Source organism: Streptomyces triticirhizae (assembly GCF_003696235.1).
Lineage (GTDB): Bacteria > Actinomycetota > Actinomycetes > Streptomycetales > Streptomycetaceae > Streptomyces > Streptomyces triticirhizae.
Map to the genome: position 1 here is coordinate 1 of NZ_RFFJ01000123.1, position 19300 is coordinate 19300.

At 72.0% G+C, this 19300-nt stretch carries 13 protein-coding genes and 1 pseudogene; 6 read left to right on the forward strand and 8 right to left on the reverse strand.

Annotation, left to right across the window (positions count from 1 at the left end; all coding sequences use genetic code 11):
• The 4 genes and pseudogenes from EBN88_RS19870 to EBN88_RS19885 form a co-directional block, all read left to right on the forward strand.
• Window positions 1–393: pseudogene (locus EBN88_RS19870) on the forward strand (hypothetical protein); the annotation flags it as partial.
• A 411-nt stretch (window positions 394–804) separates the two neighbouring features.
• Window positions 805–2178 carry an ABC transporter substrate-binding protein gene (locus EBN88_RS19875; protein ID WP_122185275.1) on the forward strand — a complete coding sequence of 458 codons (1374 nt, stop codon included), beginning with the start codon at window positions 805–807 and terminating at the stop codon, window positions 2176–2178.
• 20 nt (window positions 2179–2198) lie between these two features.
• The gene (locus EBN88_RS19880; RefSeq protein ID WP_122185264.1) at window positions 2199–3497 is read left to right on the forward strand and encodes a carbohydrate ABC transporter permease; all 1299 of its coding nucleotides are present in this window, start codon (window positions 2199–2201) and stop codon (window positions 3495–3497) included.
• The gene (locus EBN88_RS19885) at window positions 3494–4420 is read left to right on the forward strand and encodes a carbohydrate ABC transporter permease (RefSeq protein WP_407703433.1); all 927 of its coding nucleotides are present in this window, start codon (window positions 3494–3496) and stop codon (window positions 4418–4420) included. The genes EBN88_RS19880 and EBN88_RS19885 overlap by 4 nt, the downstream gene beginning before the upstream one ends.
• Window positions 4421–4503: 83 nt before the next feature.
• Here EBN88_RS19885 and EBN88_RS19890 read toward each other — a convergent pair whose 3' ends face one another.
• The 4 genes from EBN88_RS19890 to EBN88_RS19905 all read right to left on the reverse strand — a co-directional run bounded on the left by EBN88_RS19890 (window position 4504) and on the right by EBN88_RS19905 (window position 12017).
• Complete coding sequence (locus tag EBN88_RS19890; protein ID WP_122185265.1) at window positions 4504–5391, reverse strand: class I SAM-dependent methyltransferase; 888 nt, start codon at window positions 5389–5391, stop codon at window positions 4504–4506.
• A gap of 132 nt (window positions 5392–5523) precedes the next feature.
• Window positions 5524–10482, reverse strand: a complete 4959-nt coding sequence (locus EBN88_RS19895; RefSeq protein WP_122185266.1) for an NAD-glutamate dehydrogenase — start codon at window positions 10480–10482, stop codon at window positions 5524–5526.
• 264 nt (window positions 10483–10746) lie between these two features.
• Window positions 10747–11433: an HAD family hydrolase gene (locus EBN88_RS19900; RefSeq protein WP_122185267.1), complete on the reverse strand. Its 687-nt coding sequence runs from the start codon at window positions 11431–11433 to the stop codon at window positions 10747–10749.
• Window positions 11434–11513: 80 nt separating this feature from the next.
• The gene (locus tag EBN88_RS19905) at window positions 11514–12017 is read right to left on the reverse strand and encodes a DUF6912 family protein (protein WP_122185268.1); all 504 of its coding nucleotides are present in this window, start codon (window positions 12015–12017) and stop codon (window positions 11514–11516) included.
• A gap of 190 nt (window positions 12018–12207) precedes the next feature.
• On the opposite strand from EBN88_RS19905, the gene EBN88_RS30255 reads away from it, so the two are divergent.
• A complete protein-coding gene (locus tag EBN88_RS30255; protein WP_147472775.1) occupies window positions 12208–12678 on the forward strand; it encodes an Rv3235 family protein in 471 nt (156 codons plus the stop codon).
• A gap of 134 nt (window positions 12679–12812) precedes the next feature.
• On the opposite strand, the gene secA is transcribed toward EBN88_RS30255, so the two are convergent.
• On the reverse strand, window positions 12813–15644 hold the full coding sequence (gene secA / locus EBN88_RS19915; RefSeq protein ID WP_122185270.1) for a preprotein translocase subunit SecA: 2832 nt from the start codon (window positions 15642–15644) through the stop codon (window positions 12813–12815).
• A 131-nt stretch (window positions 15645–15775) separates the two neighbouring features.
• Here secA and EBN88_RS19920 point away from each other — a divergent pair, with 131 nt between their 5' ends.
• Window positions 15776–16990 (forward strand): winged helix-turn-helix domain-containing protein, encoded by a 1215-nt coding sequence (locus tag EBN88_RS19920; protein WP_122185271.1) that lies wholly within the window; start codon window positions 15776–15778, stop codon window positions 16988–16990.
• A gap of 90 nt (window positions 16991–17080) precedes the next feature.
• Here EBN88_RS19920 and EBN88_RS19925 read toward each other — a convergent pair whose 3' ends face one another.
• The 3 genes from EBN88_RS19925 to EBN88_RS19935 all read right to left on the reverse strand — a co-directional run.
• Window positions 17081–17800 carry a response regulator gene (locus EBN88_RS19925; RefSeq protein ID WP_226961990.1) on the reverse strand — a complete coding sequence of 240 codons (720 nt, stop codon included), beginning with the start codon at window positions 17798–17800 and terminating at the stop codon, window positions 17081–17083.
• A 145-nt stretch (window positions 17801–17945) separates the two neighbouring features.
• Window positions 17946–18638 carry a ribosome hibernation-promoting factor, HPF/YfiA family gene (gene hpf, locus EBN88_RS19930; RefSeq protein ID WP_122185273.1) on the reverse strand — a complete coding sequence of 231 codons (693 nt, stop codon included), beginning with the start codon at window positions 18636–18638 and terminating at the stop codon, window positions 17946–17948.
• A 312-nt stretch (window positions 18639–18950) separates the two neighbouring features.
• The coding region (locus EBN88_RS19935) for a ComF family protein (protein WP_267902579.1) at window positions 18951–19300 on the reverse strand (350 nt) is incomplete at its 5' end.

The window sequence follows — 19300 nt, forward strand, 5'->3', positions numbered from 1 at the left end:
ATGCTGCGGGCGCTGGACGCGGTGCGCCGCGAGGGCCCGGCGCTCGGCGTGCGGCTGGTGCTGGCCGGCGGGCCGCCGGCGGGCGACGATCCGCTGCGCCTCGCCTCGGCCACCCGCCTGCTGCTCACCGGGGCGCCGCCCGGCCGTGGGGAGTTGCGCACCCCGGACGGGGCGCGCACCCCGGTGCAGACCGGCCGGATCACCGGGCGCATCCCGCGCACGGCGACGCTGCGCCCCACGGTCTCCCGGCTCGACTGGGCGCGGCTGGGCGATCCCCCGGCCCGCCGCCCGGTCCGCGAGTTGGGGAACGGGCCGACCGACATCGCCCTGCTGGCCAGCGCGGCGGCCCGCGCCGCCAGCACCCGGGAGACCGCCCCCGCCACCCCCGTCTGACCCCGGCCGCCACCAACTCCCGCCCCCCGTCGCCCCGTTCCCCACACCGGTCGGCCCCCCTCCGTCGCCCCGTTCCCCGCGCCGGTCGGATTTCGGACAGTTCGGCCGGTCGCACGGCCGCCCCCTCCGCCGTGCGCGGGGCGGTCCGGACGGGTTTCGCCGCAGGTCGTGGCCCAGGTCCGGCACGCCCCCTCAACGACCGCTTCAGGCCACCGGCGCACCCCCTGGCACATTGGCCCCGCATTGTCCGTGCGGTGGGTTACAGCCCCATCACAAAGGCCGGTTGAGACCACATCCGTCTTGATCGGATACCGGACAGAGCGTAGGAACGTGCGGCGTAGGACGTGCGGCGTGGCAGGCCCTGCGCGGACGGGGGTTGTGCCGCATCTTTTCCAAGGTGAGGCGGTGTTCATGCGCGGTTCGGGCCCAAGCCCTGGCCGGAGAGCGAAACGGGTGACGGCTGCCGTGGTGGCCACCACGGCGTTGGCCCTGTCGGGCTGTGGCAGCGACGACGAGGGCGAGCGGTCCCAGCGGGAGCCGACCATCGAACTCCCCGACCTGAGCGGCGAGTCGTTGGAGGTCGGCGCGGTGTGGACCGGCGCCGAGCAGGACAACTTCATCCGGGTGACCGAGGAGTTCGAGCGGCGCACCGGGGCCTCGGTGACCGTGGTGCCCAGCGGTGACAACGTCTCCCAGTTCGTCGGCACCAAGATCGAGGGCGGCTCGCCGCCGGACGTCGTGATGGTGCCGCAGCCCGGCGTGCTGCGGGAGTTCGCCGACAACGGGTGGATAGCCCCGCTGGAGGACTCCACCAGGGAACAGCTGGACGCCAACTACACCGAGGGCTGGCAGCAGTTGGCCGCCGGCAGCGACGGGGATCTCTACGGGGTCTATGTCAAGGCCGCGAACAAGTCACTGATCTGGTACAACCAGACGGCCTTCGACTACGCGGGCGTCTCGCCGCCCGAGACCTGGGACGCGTTCATCGACACCGCCTGGACGGTCTGGGAGTCGGGCACCACGCCCGTCTCCGTCGCCGGCGGCGACGGCTGGACGCTCACCGACTGGTTCGAGAACATCTACCTCTCCCAGTCCGGTCCCGAGATGTACGACCAGCTCGCGGCCCACGAGATCCCCTGGACCCACGAGAGCGTCACCGAGGCGCTGACCACCCTCGGCGAACTCTACGGCGAGAACCGGCTGTTGCTCGGCGGGCAGAGCGGCTCGCTCCAGACGGACTTCCCGACCTCGGTCACCAACACGTTCGTCAACCTCACCGAGCCGGACTCCGGCATGGTCTTCGAGGCGGACTTCGTGGGCGCGGTGATCGCCGACAACACGGACGCGGAGGTCGGCGTGGACGCGCGGGTCTTCCCGTTCCCGGCCGTGGGCGCGGGCGACCCGCCGGTGGTCAGCGCGGGTGACGCGGCCGTGGCCGTCGCGCCCGACGGCCAGATGAGCGAGGCGCAGGAGGCGTTCCTGACGTATCTCGCCTCGACGGACGCGGCCGCGATCTGGGCCGAGCCCGGCGGCTTCGTCTCGCCCAACAAGTCCCTGGAGTTCGACGTCTACCCCAACGACGTCCAGCGGGGCATCGCCGAGGCGCTGATCGCCGCCGGCGACGACTTCCGGTTCGACATGTCGGACCAGACCCCGGCCGCCTTCGGCGGCACCACGGGACAGGGCATGTGGCAGGGACTCCAGAACTTCCTGCGTGACCCCGACGACATCGAGGGGGCCCAGGCGTACCTGGAGTCCCAGGCCGCCGACGCGTACGGCCACTGACGGACGGAGACTGACAACCCATGGCTTCCGGCAAGGCGGTGATCAGGGCCCGTCCCTGGGTGGCGGCGAGCTTCCTGCTCCCGGCGCTGCTGCTGCTCGGCGCGCTGGTCGTCTACCCCATCGGGTACTCGATCCAGCGCAGCCTGTTCGACGCTTCGGGCGACAGCTTCGTCGGCCTGGACAACTTCAAGGAGATCTTCACCAACGACAGCATCAGGACCGCGCTGAAGAACAACCTGATCTGGATCGTGGTGGCGCCGACGGTGGCCACCGCGCTGGGTCTCATCTTCGCGGTGCTGACCGAACGGGTGCGCTGGGCGACCGTGTTCAAGCTGGTCGTCTTCATGCCGATGGCGATCTCGATGCTGGCCGCCGGGATCATCTTCCGGATGGTCTACGAGCAGAACCCGGACCGGGGTCTGGCCAACGCGCTGGCGACGACGGTGCACGACACCTTCGCCGAGAGCTCCAGCTGGCCCGACGCCCAGCCCAGGCCCGGCGGTCCGTTGACCGTCGAGGAGGACGGCTCGTATCTGCTGACCGAGCCGGTGACCGCCGGCACCCCGGCACTGCTGCCGCTGGTGGCGGTGCCACAGCCCGAACTGTCCGGCGCCGACCCGGCGGTGGCGCCCGGCGGCGAGCCGGGCGAGGTGACCGGCACGGTCTGGATGGACTTCACCCGGGGCGGCACGGGCACCGAGAACGCCATCGACCCCGAGGAGCTGGCGCTCTCCGGGATCACGGTGGAGGCGGTGCGCGACGGTCAGGTGGTCGCCGAGGCGACGACCGGCGACGACGGGACGTTCACCCTGCCGGCCGAGGCCGACGGGGCCCAACTCCGGCTGCCGTCGGACAACTTCACCGCCCCCTACAACGGGATCGAGTGGCTGGGACCGAACGTGGTCACGCCGGCGATCATCGCCAGCTATGTCTGGATGTGGGCCGGCTTCGCGATGGTGCTGATCGCGGCGGGGCTGGCCAGCGTGCCCAGGGAGACCCTGGAGGCGGCCCGCGTCGACGGCGCCAACGAGTGGACCGTGTTCCGCAGGATCACCGTTCCGCTGCTGGCCCCGGTGCTGGGCGTCGTGTTCGTGACGCTGATGATCAACGTGTTGAAGATCTTCGACCTGGTCTATGTCATCGCGCCCAGCTCCAGTCAGGCGGACGCCAACGTCCTGGCGCTCCAGCTCTATCTGTCCTCCTTCGGCACCGGAGCCGACCAGGGCGTGGGCAGCGCCATCGCGGTGTTCCTGCTGCTGCTCGTGGTCCCGGTGATGATCATCAACCTGCGCAGGCTGCGACGGGAGAACCAGCGGTGACCGCTCCCACCTTGACCGCACACGTACCCGACCCGGCCAACGCCCCGGCGTCGGCCAACGCCGGCCCGCCGCCGGAGCGTTGGAGCAGTCGCCTCGCCGCCATCGCCTCCGGCACGGTGGTGCGGGTGGTGCTGGTGGTGCTCGGCGTGCTCTGGCTGCTGCCCACCGCCGGCCTGTTCGTCTCGTCGTTCCGCGACCCGAGGGACATCGCCTCCACCGGCTGGTGGGAGGCGCTGACCGACCCGGGGCAGTGGAGCTTCAGCAACTACGACAGCCTGCTGGGGAACGAGAAGTTCACCGGTTCCGTGTGGACCACGGTGGCGATCACCCTGCCGGCGACGGCGCTGGTGATCGTGCTGGGGGCGCTGGCGGCCTACGCCTTCGCCTGGATGGACTTCCCCGGCCGGGACTGGCTCTTCCTGGTGGTGGTCGGCCTGTTGGTGGTGCCGATCCAGGTGGCGCTGATCCCGGTGGCGCGGCTCTTCAACACCCTGGGGATCTTCGAGACGACGGCGGGGGTGGTGCTGTTCCACTCGGCCTTCGGGTTGCCGTTCGCGATCTTCCTGCTGCGGAACTTCTTCGCGGAGATCCCGCGTGAGCTGCTGGAGGCGGCGCGGCTGGACGGCGCGGGCGAACTGCGGCTGTTCTTCCGGGTGGTGCTGCCGCTGGGCGGCCCGGCGATCGCGGCGCTGGCCATCTTCCAGTTCATGTGGGTCTGGAACGACATGCTGGTCGCGCTGATCTTCGCCGACGCCGGCTCGCCGCCGATGACGGTGGCGCTCCAGCAGGAGATGCGGCAGTTCGGCAGCAACTTCGACGTGCTGGCGCCGGGCGCCTTCCTGACCATGCTGATTCCGCTGGCGATCTTCTTCGCCTTCCAGCGGCAGTTCGTGTCTGGGGTGATGGCGGGCGCGGTGAAGTGACCGCCGTGGAGTGAACATCTCGCAGTGAACGCCCTGAGGTGAACGGGGGGCGCGGGCCGTTGGGCCCGCGCCCCTCACGTCGTTCAGCCGGCCCGGCCCAGGTGAACGGTGGTGGCGCTGAGGTAGAACGCGTCGGGCCGGAGCAGCAGCCCCTCAGGCGCGTCCGGGTCAAGCAGCACGTCCAGCGTGGCCAGGTCCCCGGCGTCCAACACCCCGTCCAGCACCTCCCGTTGCCTGGTCAGCCGGTCCATCAGATACGCCCGGCCCTCGGGCCCGAGCGGCGCCGGCAGCTCGGTGAGGAAGGTGCGCGAGCCGACCGGGGCCAGCCCCGCGCTGGTCAGCAGCGAGGGCCAGTCCTCGACGACGGTCGCGGCGCCGGGCAGCTCGGCCCGCATCCGCCCGAACCACTCCTCGTTGGCCGCGTCCAGCCGGGCCTGGAGCCCGGCCCTGCCCACGCCGAACTCCCGGGGCAGGAAGCGCGTCGGCAGCCCGCCCTCGGCCAGGGCCAGCAGCCCGCCGGGGCGCAGCGTCGCCGCCAGCTCCCCCAACCCGGCCAGCTGGTCGCCGAGATGGTGCACCACCCGGCTGGCCCACAGCAGGTCGACGCCCTCCACGCCGGCCAGCCCGCCGGGCAGCTCGGCCCGCCGGGTGGTCACCCGGCCGGCCAGGCCCAGCGCGGCGGCGCGCTCCTCGGCCAGCCGCAGCAGCTCGGGCGTGCCGTCCACGGCCAGCACCTCGGCCTCCGGGAACGCCTCAGCCAGCAGGCAGCTGACCACGCCGGGGCCGCTGCCGACGTCCACGACCAGCCGGGCCGCCGGCTGTTCCGCGCGCAGCCAGGCCGCCGTGCGCCGCAGCTCGTCGGCGTGCAGCTCGGCGCCCCTGGTCAGCCGCTCGCCCTCCGACGCCCAGTCGATCTCGGTCGCCCCGTGATGATGGTGGCCCTCCTGGTAACCGTGCTGGTGACCGCCCACGCCTGCCCGCCTCCCGTTGTCCCTCACTCCTGGCGAGCCGTCCCCGCCAGCCGGCTCCCCGCCAGCAAACCACCGGCGGCCCTGCCCGTCCGGCGGCCGACACGCGCCGCACGGGCAGGGCCCGGAACGCCGTCAGCGGTTGCTGCGCAGCAGCGTCCGCATCGTGCGCATCGCCACCGACAGGTTGGCCAGGTCGAAGCTGTCCGAGGACTGGATCTCGTGGAGCGTGGCCCGCGCCCGGTTGAGCACGGCGGCGCTGCGCTCCGCCCAGGCCGCGAACCGCTCCTCGGGCGTCGCCTCGGGCCCGCCCTCGGCCAGCACGTCGGCCGCGATCAGCTGGTGCGCCGCGTAGAGGTCCTCCCGGATCGCGGTGCGCGCCATGGACTGCCAACGGTCGGCCCTGGGCAGCTCGCTGATCCGCTCCTGGAGCCGGGAGATGCTCAGCTCGTCGCTGAGGTGGTAGTACACCTCGGCGACGTCGAGCAGCTCGCGCCCGGTGCGGTCGGCGACCGCCACGATGTCCAGCGCGGGGAAGACGGCGGAGAACCCGGCGACCCGGCGGGCCAGCTCGTCGGGGACCTTGGCCTCGGCCAACTCCTCGTGCTGCGCGCCCAGATGGGCCAGCTCCCGGCCGCGCAGCAGCGTGGGCAGCTCCGCCCAGACCTGCGCCACCCGCTCGCCGAACAGCTCCGTGGTGTCCGCCAGCTTCAGCGGCTGCGGCCGGTTGTTGAGCAGCCAGCGGGCGCCGCGCTCCACCAGCCGGCGGGCGTGCAGCCGGATGCGGGTCAGCGTCGCGGCGGGCACCTCGTTGTCCAGCCGCTCGGCGGTGTCCCAGATCTCGCCGAGCCGGAAGATGTCGCGGGCCACGGTGTGCGCCCGGACGATCTCCTCCGTCGAGGCGCCGGACTCCTCCTGCATCCGGTGGACGAAGGTGCAACCGGCCACGTTGAGCGTGTCGTTGACCAGCAGCGTGGTGATGATCTCGCGGCGCAGCGCGTGCCGCTCGATCAGCTCGGGGAATCGTTCCCGCAGGGGCCGGGGGAAGTAGTCCAGCAGCAGCCGGTCCACATAGGGGTCGTCGGGCAGGTCGGTGGTCAGCAGCTCGGCCGTGGTGGTGAGCTTGCCGTAGGCGAGCAGCACCGACAGCTCCGGCTGGGTCAGCCCGCGCCCGGCCGCCCGCCGCTCGCGGAACTCGTCGTCGTCGGGCAGGAACTCCAACTCCCGGTCGAGCAGGCCCCGTTCGCCCAGCCGGCTGATCACCCGCTGGTGCGCCAGGACCAGCCCGGCGGCCGTGGCCTCGCCGTTGGCCAGCGCCACGTTCTGGGCGTAGTTGTTCCGCAGGACCAGCGCGCCGACCTCGTCGGTCATCTCGGCGAGCAGGGCGTTGCGCTGCTTGACGGTCAGGTCGCCGTTGGCCACCACGGCGTCCAGCAGGATCTTGATGTTGACCTCGTGGTCCGAGGTGTCGACGCCCGCGCTGTTGTCGATGGCGTCGGTGTTGCACCGGCCGCCGTTGAGCGCGAACTCGATCCGGCCCAGCTGGGTCAGGCCCAGGTTCCCACCCTCGCCGACGACCTTGGCGCGCAGGTCGCGGCCGTTGACGCGGATCGCGTCGTTGGCCTTGTCGCCGACGTCGGCGTGGGACTCGGAAGCGGCCTTGACATAGGTGCCGATGCCGCCGTTCCACAGCAGGTCGACGGGCGCCCGCAGGATGGCGCGCATCAGCTCGGCCGGGGTGAGCGAGATCGTGCCGTCCGGCAGGTCCAGCGCCTCGCGGACCTGCGGGGTCAGCGGGATCGACTTGGCGGTGCGCGGGTGCACCCCGCCGCCCTTGGAGATCAGCGACGTGTCGTAGTCGGCCCAGGACGAACGCGGCAGCGCGAACAGCCGGCGGCGCTCGGCATAGCCCACGGCCGGGTCGGGATCGGGGTCGAGGAAGATGTGCCGGTGGTCGAACGCGGCGACCAGCCGGATCTGCTCCGACAGCAGCATCCCGTTCCCGAAGACGTCGCCCGACATGTCGCCGATCCCGGCCACGGTGAACGGCTCGGACTGCGTGTCGTGGCCCAGCTCGCGGAAGTGGCGCTTGACCGACTCCCAGGCGCCGCGCGCCGTGATGCCCATGCCCTTGTGGTCGTAGCCGGCGGAGCCGCCGGAGGCGAACGCGTCTCCCAGCCAGAAGCCGTAGGACTGGGCGACCTCGTTGGCGATGTCCGAGAACGTCGCCGTGCCCTTGTCGGCGGCGACCACCAGATAGGTGTCGTCCTCGTCGTGCCGCACCACGTCGGCCGGCGGCACGACCTCGCCGTCCACCAGGTTGTCCGTGATGTCCAACAGGCCGGAGATGAAGGTGCGGTAGCAGGCGATGCCCTCCGCCAGCCAGGCGTCCCGGTCGGCCGAGGGGTTGGGCAGCTGCTTGCCGACGAACCCGCCCTTGGCGCCGACCGGCACGATCACCGTGTTCTTCACCTCCTGGGCCTTCACCAGGCCCAGGATCTCGGTGCGGAAGTCCTCCCGCCGGTCCGACCAGCGCAGCCCGCCCCTGGCCACCTTGCCGAAGCGCAGGTGAACGCCCTCGACCCTCGGCGAGTACACCCAGATCTCGAACGCCGGCCGTGGCTCGGGCAGTTCGGGGATGGCCTTCGGGTCCAGCTTCATCGACAGGTAGGCGTGGGGGCGGCCGTCGGAGTCGTGCTGGAAGTAGTTGACCCGCAGGGTCGCCTTGATCACGGTGAGGAACGCCCGCAGGATGCGGTCCTCGTCGAGGTTCGCCACCTGCTCCAGCGCGCCGTCCAGCTCCTCCAGCAGCCCGTCGGTCAACTCCCGTCCGGCGCTCTGCCGGCCGGGGGCGTGCCGGGCCTCGAAGAGGTTCACCAGGAGGCGGGTGGTGTGCACGTTGCGGCGGAGGGTGGCCTCCATGTTCTCCCTGGCGAAGCGCGCGCCGGCCTGCCACAGGTACTTGGCGTAGGCGCGCAGCACCATCGCCTCGCGCCAGGTCAGGCCGGCCGAGAGCACCAGCGCGTTGAAGCCGTCGTCCTCGGCCGCGCCCGTCCAGGCCGCCGCGAACGCGTCCTGGAACCGCTGCCGGGCGCCCCCGCCCAGGCCGCCGGCGAGCGTCTCGGGCAGCCGCAGCCCGAAGTCGTAGATCCAGGTGGGCGCGCCGTCGGCGGGCCTGAGGTGGTACGGGCGCTCGTCGACCACCTCGACGCCCAGGTGTTGGAGCACCGGCAGCACGGCGGACAGCGTGACCGGCTCGCCGATCCGGTAGATCTTGAAACGGCGTTCGCCGGGCCCCGCGTTGACCGGCTCGTAGAGGCTCAGCGCGAAGTCCGCGCCCTCCTCGGGCCTGAGATTGATCACGTACTGGAGGTCGGCGACGGCCGCGCGGGGCGGGAAGTCCGCCTTGTACCCCTCGGGGAAGGCGCCGCCGAAGCGGCGGCCCAGGTCGGCCGCCTGCTCCTCGCCGTACTCCGCGAGCAGCGCGTCGGTGAAGCCGTCCGTCCAGGAGCGCGACGCCTCGGCCAGCCGCGCCTCGATCCGGTCGAGGTCGGCCTCGGTCAGCTCGGGCAGCTCGGTGCCGGGCGCGACCCGGATGACGAAGTGCAGCCGGGAGAGCACGGACTCGGTGTTCCACGCGGTGAAGTCGACGTTGTTGCCGTCCAGTTCCTCCCGGAGGATCTGGGTCAGCCGCAGCCGCACCGAGGTGGTGAAGCGGTCCCGGGGCAGGTAGACGAGGGCCGAGTAGTACCGGCCGTACTCCTCCTGCCGCAGGAACAGCCGCAGCCGGCGCCGCTCCTGGAGGTGGAGCACGGCCGTGGTGATGCTGCGGAGCGTCTCCACCGGCGTCTGGAACAGCTCGTCGCGCGGATAGGTCTCCAGGATCTGGAGCAGGTCACGGCCGCTGTGGCTCTGCACGCTGAACCCGGCGGCCTGGAGCACCTCGGCGACCTTCCGCCGGATCACGGGCACCCGGCGCACCGACTCGGTGTAGGCGGCGGCCGAGAACAGCCCGAGGAAGCGCCGCTCCCCGATCACCCGCCCCCGCTCGTCGAACTTCTTGACGCCCAGATAGTCGAGGTAGGACCGACGGTGCACGGTGGCCCGGCTGTTGGCCTTGGTCAGCACCAGCAGCCTGGGCTCCCTGGCCTTGGCCCTGGCGGTCGGCGAGAGCCGGTGGAACGCGGAGGACGCCGCCGGGTGGTCCTCGTCGTCCGCCGGGTAGGGCGGGTCGGAGCGGAGGATGCCAAGTCCCGTGCCGGGAACGGGAAGCAGCTCGTCGCCACCGCCCCCGTCGTCCTCCCTGGCCAGCTCGTACTCGCGGTAGCCGAGGAAGGTGAAGTGGTCGGCCGCCAGCCAGCTCAGCAGCTCGGCGGCCTCGTCGACGTCCTGCTGACGCAGCTCCTTCGAGAGCGGCTCCTCGGCCAGCCCCTCGGCGATCCGCAGGGCCGCCTCGCGCATCTTCTGGTAGTCCTCGACGGCCTCGCGCACATCGCCGAGCACCCGCCGCAGATCGGCCTCGACCTGACGGATCTGCTCCTGGTCGGTCTCCCGGTCGATCTCGACGTGAATCCAGGACTCCACCACCGCGTCCGGCGGCAGCTGCTCGGGATCGACCGTGCCCTCCCGCTCCCGGCCGGCGTCCAGCACCTCCAGCATCCGGCCGGCGACGTCCCGGCGGACCACGATCTGCGGGTGGACCACCAGATGGATGCCGCGTTCCTGGCGGGACAGCTCATTGGTGACGGAGTCCACCAGGAAGGGCATATCGTCCGTTACCACCTCAACCACCGTGTGGGTGCACGTCCAGCCGATCTCGTCCACCGAGGGGGTGTAGACCCGGACGTTGGCGGTGCCCTGGGGGCGCTCGGCGGCGAGGCGGTGGTGGGCGAGGGCCGCGCCGTAGAGGTCGACCGGGTCGCGCTCGGTCACGTCCTCGGGAGCGATGAAGAGGTAGTAGCGCCGCAGATAGGCCCGCAGCGCCTCGGCGTCCATCCCGTGCGCCGGCGGGTGCCCCTGGCTGGGCCCGTGGTCGGCTACCCGGGCCGCCTGCGCCAGCAGTTCGTCCTTGGCTTCGTCCAGCTTGCTGTGCATGTCCTGCTCCTGTCGCGCACCGTCGCGTGACGTCGAGTAACGGTCACCGGACAGCGCTCGCTCGGGTGGCTGGGATGCTTCCGGTGGTACCGAGGGTGGAAGTCAGTCGACCGGCCGGCCGCCGAGCTGGCGGGGACGCCGAGGGAAGGCCACGCTGCCCACCCTTCGAAGCGTCGGGGGCAGGCGGTATCGCACTGAACACCGCACCAGCGTATATCCCCGGCTCCTTTCGCGAACGGGCGCCGGTTGCCAGGCGCCGGCGCGTCAGCCGCGCCGCACCACCTCCTCGGCGACGGACACCGCCTCCGCCAGGCTGTCCACCACGGGCACCCCGGCGCCGGCCAGGCTGCGCCGACTGTGCGAACCCCCCGTGTAGAGAACGGCCTTGGCGCCGGCGTGCGCCGCCGCCACCGCGTCGTCCGTCGCGTCGCCTATCACCACGACGCGGGCCGGGTCGACCCCGGTCATGGCCGCCAGGTGACGGGCCATCTGGGCGGCCTTGCCCACGACCTGTCCGTCGCCCCGGTTCCCGTCGACGCGTATGAAGTGCTCGGCCACGCCGAGCCGGGTCAGCCAGGGCCCCAGCCGGTCGTGCGCGGCCAGCGAGCAGACCGACTGGGTCCGCCCGGCGAGCACCCAGTCGGCGAGCAGCTCGGCGGCCCCGTCGGCGAGGCCGGCGGAGTCGGAGCGGGCGAAGTAGTGCCGGTGGAACGCCTCCTCCATCACCTCCCACTCCTCGTCGGTGGGCAGCCGGCCGAGCAGACGTCGGTAGAACTCGGGGATGGGGACGCAGTACAGCTCGCGGTAACGGTCCAGGGTGATGCGCTCCAGCCCCACCTCGGAGAACGCGGCGTTGGTCGCCTCCAGAACGACATGGATGTCGTGCAGCAGGGTGCCGTTCCAGTCCCAGACGATGTGGGGTGCGGGTCCCGGGTCGCGCGGAGAAGCCATGTCCCGCACACTACGACCCGGCACTGACAACGCGACAGCGGGTTTGCCGACGCACGGCCGGCGCACGGGGACGCGCGCCCTCAGACCAGGCGGTCGATCTCCTGGACGCCGTACCAGAGCAACTCGTGGTCGGCGGCCCCGTCCACCACGAACTGGGCGTCCTCGTCGCCCTGGTCGGCCGCGCCCACCGCCTCGGCCGCCACCTGGACGTCGTCCGCGGCCTCCTCGGCGTCCACGTGCACGGCGGCCAGCCAGCCCAGCGGCACCGCCTCGGCCAGCCTGACCTCGCCCAACGCCTCGGGCGACAGCGCCAGTTCGGGATCGGCGAACGCCACCCGGTCGGGCACATCGGCGGCCACCACCACCCGCCGCCTGGCCACGCCCAGCTCGGTGGCGACCAGCCGCAGCGAGGCCGCGGCCGCCCTGCTCAGCGCCGCGTACTCCAACTCCTCCTCGTTGCCGGAGAGATACCACTCGCGCAGCGCCGGGGTGACGGCGTAGGCGGTCAGCGGCGCCGGGGCGATCTCCCGGGCGACATGGAGTCGAGCGAGCCCGGAGAGCGTGAGGGGGATGTAGACGCGCACGGCACCGACGCTTCCTTCCTGGGCCTGAAGCGGCCTCACCCTACCAGGGGGCGCACGAGGGTCCGCCGCGCATCTCCGGACCCCTCCGCGCGCTCCGGACAACGGTTGCCGGGGGTTGGGCAGTTGATTACACTCCGCAGTTGTTACCGCCTGGTAGCGCCACGCGGCTTGGGGGACGGTTCCGACAGCCATGCTCAGTCAACGGGGTCAACAGCGAGGTCAGCAGCGGGTTCCACAGCCCAGGAGCCGTCGCGGCCCCCGGCCGACCGGTCCGGCGGGCGGCCGGCGGGCCGACTCCCGGCCCCCGCGCCACGGGCCGTCACGCGAGCGGGCGCTGCCCCTCCCGCACGAGTGGTTCGCCCGCCAGCTGCTGCTGGTGCTCAGCGGACAGCGCCCGGTCACCGTGCTGCTCGGCCATGTCCGCGACCCGGCGTACGAGCAGCTGATCCAGCTGGCCCCGCGCGCCCCGTTCCGCCCGGCCGAGGGCGATCCGGCGCCCGCCCTGCGCCTGGTGCGCGGCTCGCGCCCCGGCAGCGCGGCGATCGAGGCGTGCGCCGTGGTCAGCGTGGGGCGGCGCGCCAGGGCCCTGGCGTTCCGGCTGGAGGAGCAGCGGGCCGGCGTCTGGCGCTGCGTCGCCGTCGAGTTGGACACGGCCCCGTGACGGCCGCCGCCCGCAGCCCGCGTACGGACGCGCGAAGGGGGCGCGCCCCCGCTGGGACACGCCCCCTGATCCGCCGTGGGCGCGGTGGTCGACTCAGCCGGCTGAGGCCGGGGTCGCTCCTCCGCGCCGCCGCGTCACTTCTTGCGGCGGCGGCCGCCCTTCTGCGCCTTGCGCCGCTCGGCGCGGGTCTGGCCCTGGCCGGAGCTGGTCGCGGCCGGCGCGCCCTCGTCGCCGGCGGCGAAGTCGCCCTCGACGACGCCGCCGGCGCCGTCCACCGTCGGCGCGGAGTAGCGCAGCCCCTGCGCCGGCTTGGGCGCCTCCAGGCCCTTGGCCAGGATCGCCGGGCGCGCCCCGGCGGGCACGGCCTCCTGCCGCTGCGCGTCCTCGGCCGCCTGCTCCTTGGCCCCACCCTGCACCGGCACCTGCTCGACCTGCCGCTCCACCTGGACCTCCAGGTTGAACAGGTAGCCGACGGACTCCTCCTTGATGCCCTCCAGCATGGCGGTGAACATGTCGAAGCCCTCCCGCTGGAACTCCACCACCGGGTCGCGCTGCGCCATGGCGCGCAGCCCGATGCCCTCCTGGAGGTAGTCCATCTCGTAGAGGTGCTCGCGCCACTTGCGGTCCAGCACGGAGAGCACGACCCGGCGCTCCAGCTCCCGCATCACCTCGGAGCCCAGCTCCTCCTCGCGCTTCGCGTACTGCCGGTGGATGTCCTCCTTGATGGACTCCGCGAGGAACTCGGGCGTCAGCCCGTCCCGGCCGCCGGTCTCCTCCTCCAGCTCCTCCACCGTGACCTGGACGGGGTAGAGCTGCTTGAACGCGCCCCACAGCCGGTCCATGTCCCACTCCTCGGCGAAGCCCTCGACGGTCTCCGCCTGGACATAGGCCTCGATGGTGTCGTCCATGAAGTAGCCGACCTGCTCCTGGAGGTCCTCCCCGGAGAGCACCCGGCGCCGCTCGGCGTAGATGACCTCGCGCTGGCGGTTGAGCACCTCGTCGTACTTGAGGACGTTCTTGCGGATCTCGAAGTTCTGCTGCTCGACCTGCCCCTGGGCGGAGGCGATCGCGCGGGTCACCATCTTGTTCTCGATCGGCACGTCGTCCGGCACGTTGGCCATGGACATCACGCGCTCGACCATCTGCGCCTTGAACAGCCGCATCAGGTCGTCGCCCAGCGACAGGTAGAAGCGGGACTCGCCCGGGTCGCCCTGCCGGCCGGAGCGGCCGCGCAGCTGGTTGTCGATCCGGCGGGACTCGTGCCGCTCGGTGCCCAGCACATAGAGCCCGCCGAGCGACTTGACCTCCTCGAACTCGGCCTCCACCGAGCGCTCGGCCCGCTCCAGCGCGCCCGGCAGCGCCGCCGCCCACTCCTCGGCGTGCTCCACCGGGTCCAGGCCCTTGGCGCGCAGCTCCTGCTCGGCGATGTCGTCCGGGTTCCCGCCGAGCTTGATGTCGGTGCCTCGGCCGGCCATGTTGGTGGCCACGGTGACCGCGCCCTTGCGGCCGGCCTTGGCGACGATCGCCGCCTCCCGCTCGTGGTTCTTGGCGTTGAGCACCTCGTGGCGCACCCCGCGCTTGTTGAGCTGCTGCGAGAGGTACTCGGACTTCTCCACGGAGGTGGTGCCGACCAGCACCGGCTGGCCCTTCTCGTGGCACTCGACGATGTCGTCCACCACGGCGGCGAACTTCGCCGGCTCGGTGCGGTAGATCAGGTCGGGCTGGTCCTTGCGGGCCATCGGCCGGTGGGTCGGGATCGGGACGACGCCGAGCTTGTAGATCTGGTGGAACTCGGCGGCCTCGGTCATCGCCGTGCCGGTCATGCCGGAGAGCCGGTCGTAGAGCCGGAAGTAGTTCTGGAGGGTGATCTTGGCGAGCGTCTGGTTCTCGTCCTTGATCTTCACCCCCTCCTTGGCCTCGATCGCCTGGTGCATCCCCTCGTTGTAGCGCCGGCCGGCGAGGATGCGGCCGGTGTGCTCGTCGACGATCACGACCTCGCCGTCGATGACGACGTAGTCCTTGTCCCGCTTGAACAGTTCCTTCGCCTTGATGGCGTTGTTCAGATAGCCGACGAGCGGGGTGTTGACCGACTCGTAGAGGTTGTCGATGCCCAGCCAGTCCTCGACCTTGCTGACCCCGGCGTCGTGGATGGCGACGGTGCGCTTCTTCTCGTCCACGTCGTAGTCGCCGGTCTCGGGCTGCTGGCGCGAGGGCACGGCCGCCTCGCCCTTCTCCAGCCGCAGCGCCAGCTTGGCGAAGTCCGCGTACCACTTGGTGGCCTGGTCGGCCGGGCCGGAGATGATCAACGGGGTCCTGGCCTCGTCGATCAGGATGGAGTCCACCTCGTCGACGGTGGCGAAGTTGTGCCCGCGCTGCACCAACTCCTCCTTGGACCAGGCCATGTTGTCCCGGAGGTAGTCGAAGCCGAACTCGTTGTTCGTTCCGTAGGTGATGTCGCAGGCGTACTGCTCACGCCGCTGCGCCGGGCGCATCCCGGAGGTGATGCAGCCGACCGACAGGCCCAGGAAGCGGTGCACCCGGCCCATCCACTCGGAGTCACGCTGGGCCAGGTAGTCGTTGACGGTGATGATGTGCACGCCCTTGCCGGAGAGCGCGTTGAGATACGCCGGCAGCGTGCCCGCCAGGGTCTTGCCCTCACCGGTCTTCATCTCGGCCACATAGCCGAGGTGCATCGCGGCGCCGCCCATCAGCTGCACGTCGTAGTGGCGCTGCCCCAGGACCCGCTTGGCCGCCTCGCGCACGGTGGCGAACGCCTCGGGCAGCAGGTCGTCCAGGCTCTCGCCGCCCGCGTACCGCTCCTTGTACTCGTCGGTGAGCGCCCGCAGCTCGGCGTCCGTCAGGTTGACGAAGTCCTCTTCGATCGAGTTGACCTCTTTGGCGAGGCGTTGCAGCCTGCGCAGGATCTTGCCTTCGCCTGCACGCATGATCTTGTTGAAGACGGACACGAGGGCTGGTCTCCTTGACGGTCGGGCCTGGCGCGAGTTGAAGGCGCGGGCACAGCGAGATGGCCCCGCCGCACCGGCCATGGTATGCGAGCGCCCACACGGGTGTCAGTGGTCGGCCCTACGATCCCCGCATGACTGCCGCTGTTGTGACACTCTCCGCAGACGAGGCCCGACGGATCGCCCTGCGGGCCCAGGGTCTGCTGGGCTCGCCCGACCGACGAGCGGGGGTGCGCGGGGTGCTGCGCCGGCTGGGCGCGGTGCAGCTGGACACCATCTCCGTGCTGGCCCGGTCCCACGAGCTGCTGCCCTACGCCCGGCTGGGCGCGGTGGGCCGCCCCGCCGTGGAGGAGGCGTACTGGTCGGGGGAGACCGCCTTCGAGTACTGGTCGCACGCCGCCTGTGTGCTGCCGATCGAGGAGTGGCCGCTGTTCGCGTTCCGCCGCCGTGCCTACCGCGCCCGCACCACCTGGCACCACGAGCTGCCGGACGCGGCCTACCGCCGGGTGTTGGACCAGCTGCGGGCCGAAGGCCCCCTGACGGCGACGGAGTTGGGCGGCGCGAAGAACGGCGGGCTGTGGTGGGACTGGTCGGAGAGCAAGGTGGCCGTGGAGCGGGCGCTGATGCTGGGCGACGTGGTGGTCACCAGGAGGCGTGGCTGGAAGCGCGTCTATGACCTGCCCGAGCGGGCGGTGCCCGAGGAGCTTTACCACGATCGGCTGACGGACGAGGAGTGCCTGCGACACCTCGTCGCCCAGGCGGGGGCCGCGATGGGCGTGGCCACCCAGGCCGATCTCGCCGACTACCACCGGCTGCGGGCCGCCGAGGTGGCGGCGGTGATCGGGGACACCGGGCTGGTGCCGGTCGAGGTCGCCGGCTGGCCGGCGGCCGGAGGCCAGGGTGGGCGGCACCGCGCCTGGGCGGACCCGGCGGCGCTCGCCGCGCCGCCGCGCGGCCGGCACCGCACGACGCTGCTCTCGCCGTTCGACTCCCTGGTGTGGGACCGGCCGCGCACGGAGCGGATCTTCGGGTTCGTGCACCGGCTTGAGGCGTATGTGCCCCGGCCCAAGCGGATATACGGGTACTTCGCGATGCCGCTGCTGGCCGGCGGCCAGCTGCTGGGCCGCGTGGACCCGGCGCGGGAGGGGCGCACGCTGGTCGCCCGGCACGCGGCGTTCGAGGGGCCGCTGCCCCGGGCGGAGAAGGCGGTGCCGGCGATGGCTCAGGCGCTGGTGGAGGCCGCCGGCTGGGTCGGCTGCGACCAGGTGCGGGTGGAGCGCTGCACGCCGGCGGAGTTGGTGGGCCCGCTGACCGCCGAGGTCGCGAGGGCCACCCCGGCCGGCGCCTGAGCCGGGCCGGCTGGGACGGGACCGGTTCCGGCCGCCCGTCTCAGCCGGTCCGAACCAGGTTCAGCCGATCCCAACCGGTCTCAGCCGGTCTCAGCCGGTCTCCAGGTCGAGGATCTTCTCCCGCATCGCGTAGACGACGGCCTCCATGCGGGAGTGGAGCTGGAGCTTCTCCAGGATGTTCCGCACATGGTTCTTGACGGTGTTCTCGCTGATGAACAGCTCCTTGGCGATGTCCCGGTTGTTCTTGCCCGTGGCCACCAGCTTGAGGACCTCCAGCTCCCGGTCGGTCAGCCGGGGCGCCGGCACCAGGCGGCGCTCGTCGGTGCGCTGGATCATCGACTTGAACTCGGTGAGCAGCTTGGCCGCCATGGAGGGGCTGATCTGGGACTGCCCGTCGGCCACCGCGCGGATCGCGGCGGTCACCTCGTCGGTGGAGATCTCCTTGAGCAGATAGCCGGTCGCGCCCGCCTTGATCGCGTCGTAGAGGTCGGCCTCCTCGTCGCTGATCGTCAGCATGATGATCCGCGCGCTGGGGGCCACCTCCTTGATCGCGGTGCACGCCTCGATGCCGCCGCGCCGGGGCATCCGCACGTCCATCAGCACGATGTCGGGCAGCAGGTCGGCCGCCTTCTCCACCGCCTCGGCGCCGTCCCCCGCCTCGCCGACGACCTCGATGTCGGACTCCTGGGCGAGCACGATCTCCAGGCCCCGCCGGAACAGCTCGTGGTCGTCCACCACCAGCACCCTGATCGGCTCGCTCTCCTCGGCCGGCTCACGCTCGGCCGTGAAGGCCGGCCGCCCTCTGGGCATCCTGGGCCCGAACGTCTCCACCATCGAATCCCTCCCCCTGGCCGGTACGCCGCCACACTCGGCTACCCCATGATTCCATGGCGGCACCCCCGGCCGGGTCCACGATCCGGCCAAGGGGTGCGCGCTAACCAGGCACGAAGCGGCGTCAGCCGCCGAGCGCGCCCCCCGCGCCCTCCGGCGCGACCTCGCTCAGCGGATCGGTCTCCAGCCGGATCACGCCGTAGTCGTAGGCGTGCCGTCGGTAGACCACGCTGGGCTGCTTGGTCTCGATGTCGACGAAGAGATAGAAGTCGTGGCCGACCAACTCCATCTCGTAGAGCGCCTGGTCCAGGCCCATCGGGGCGGCGGTGTGGGTCTTCTCCCTGACCACCAGCGGCCCGTCGCCCTCCACCACCACGGGCCCGACGCGCCGCACGGGCACCTCCTCGGGCTCGGAGGTCGGCGTCGGCAGCAGCCCGTTGCCGTTGAGCGGCGCCGCGTCCGGCACCACCTCGGCGACGGCGCTCGCCGGGATGCGGCCGCGCCCCCTGCGGGAGGTCCGCTTGTCGTTCTGCCGGCGCAGCCGGGACTCCAGCTTCTCCACGGCGAGATCGAGCGCCGCGTACGGGTCCGCCGCCGACGCCTCGGCGCGCACCACGGGCCCCCGGTGGCGCATCGTGATCTCGACCCGGTCGGAACGGTCCGCCTGACGTGGGTTCGGTTCCTTGGACACCTCCACGTCGAGACGGGTCACCTTGCCGTCGATTCTCTGGATCTTGTCCAGCTTGAGCTTCTCGGCCACGTGCCGGCGGAAGCGCTCCGGCACCTCGGTCTTGCGACCCTTGACGACGATGTCCACGCGAACTCCGTTCCCGGACGGCCCCACGCTGTCTCGTGGGGCACCTCCTTGGTGCACTTGCGCCGGACGGGCCGGTGTCCACGGCCCCCTTCCGGCGTTACGACGGGGTTACGACTTTCACCTCCTCTTCCCCGGGGAGGAAGATCAACACCCCCTCCTCCTCCGGGAGTCTCAGGGGATGTGGTCGGAAGTCGATCCTTCGCGAACATATGCGCATCTACTGTTATGGCGAGCTGATCGCGCTGTCCGAACCGGAATGCGCATCATCCGCTCTCCTTCGAACGTACCGCTGTCAACGCCGGTGTGGCACCCCTACCCGCGCGTACGCCCGACCCACGCGGCCAGCGGCCCGGCGACCACGGCCGCCGCCACCGGTTCCGCCCCGCAGGCGCGCACCGCGCGCGCCGCCTCGGCGAGCGAGGCACCCGTGGTCACCACGTCGTCGACGAGCAGCACCCGCGCCCCGGCGGGCAGCGCCCGGGGGCGCACGGCCAACGCGTTCGCCACGTTCTCCGCTCTCGCGCGCCCCGACAGCCCGGCCTGGTCCACCACCGGACGCACCTGCCGCAGCGCCGGCACCACCCGGGCCGCCAGGCCGGCGCCGCGCAGCGCGCCCGCCGCCCGCAGCGCGATCCGCCGCGTCGGGTCGTGCCCGCGCCGGG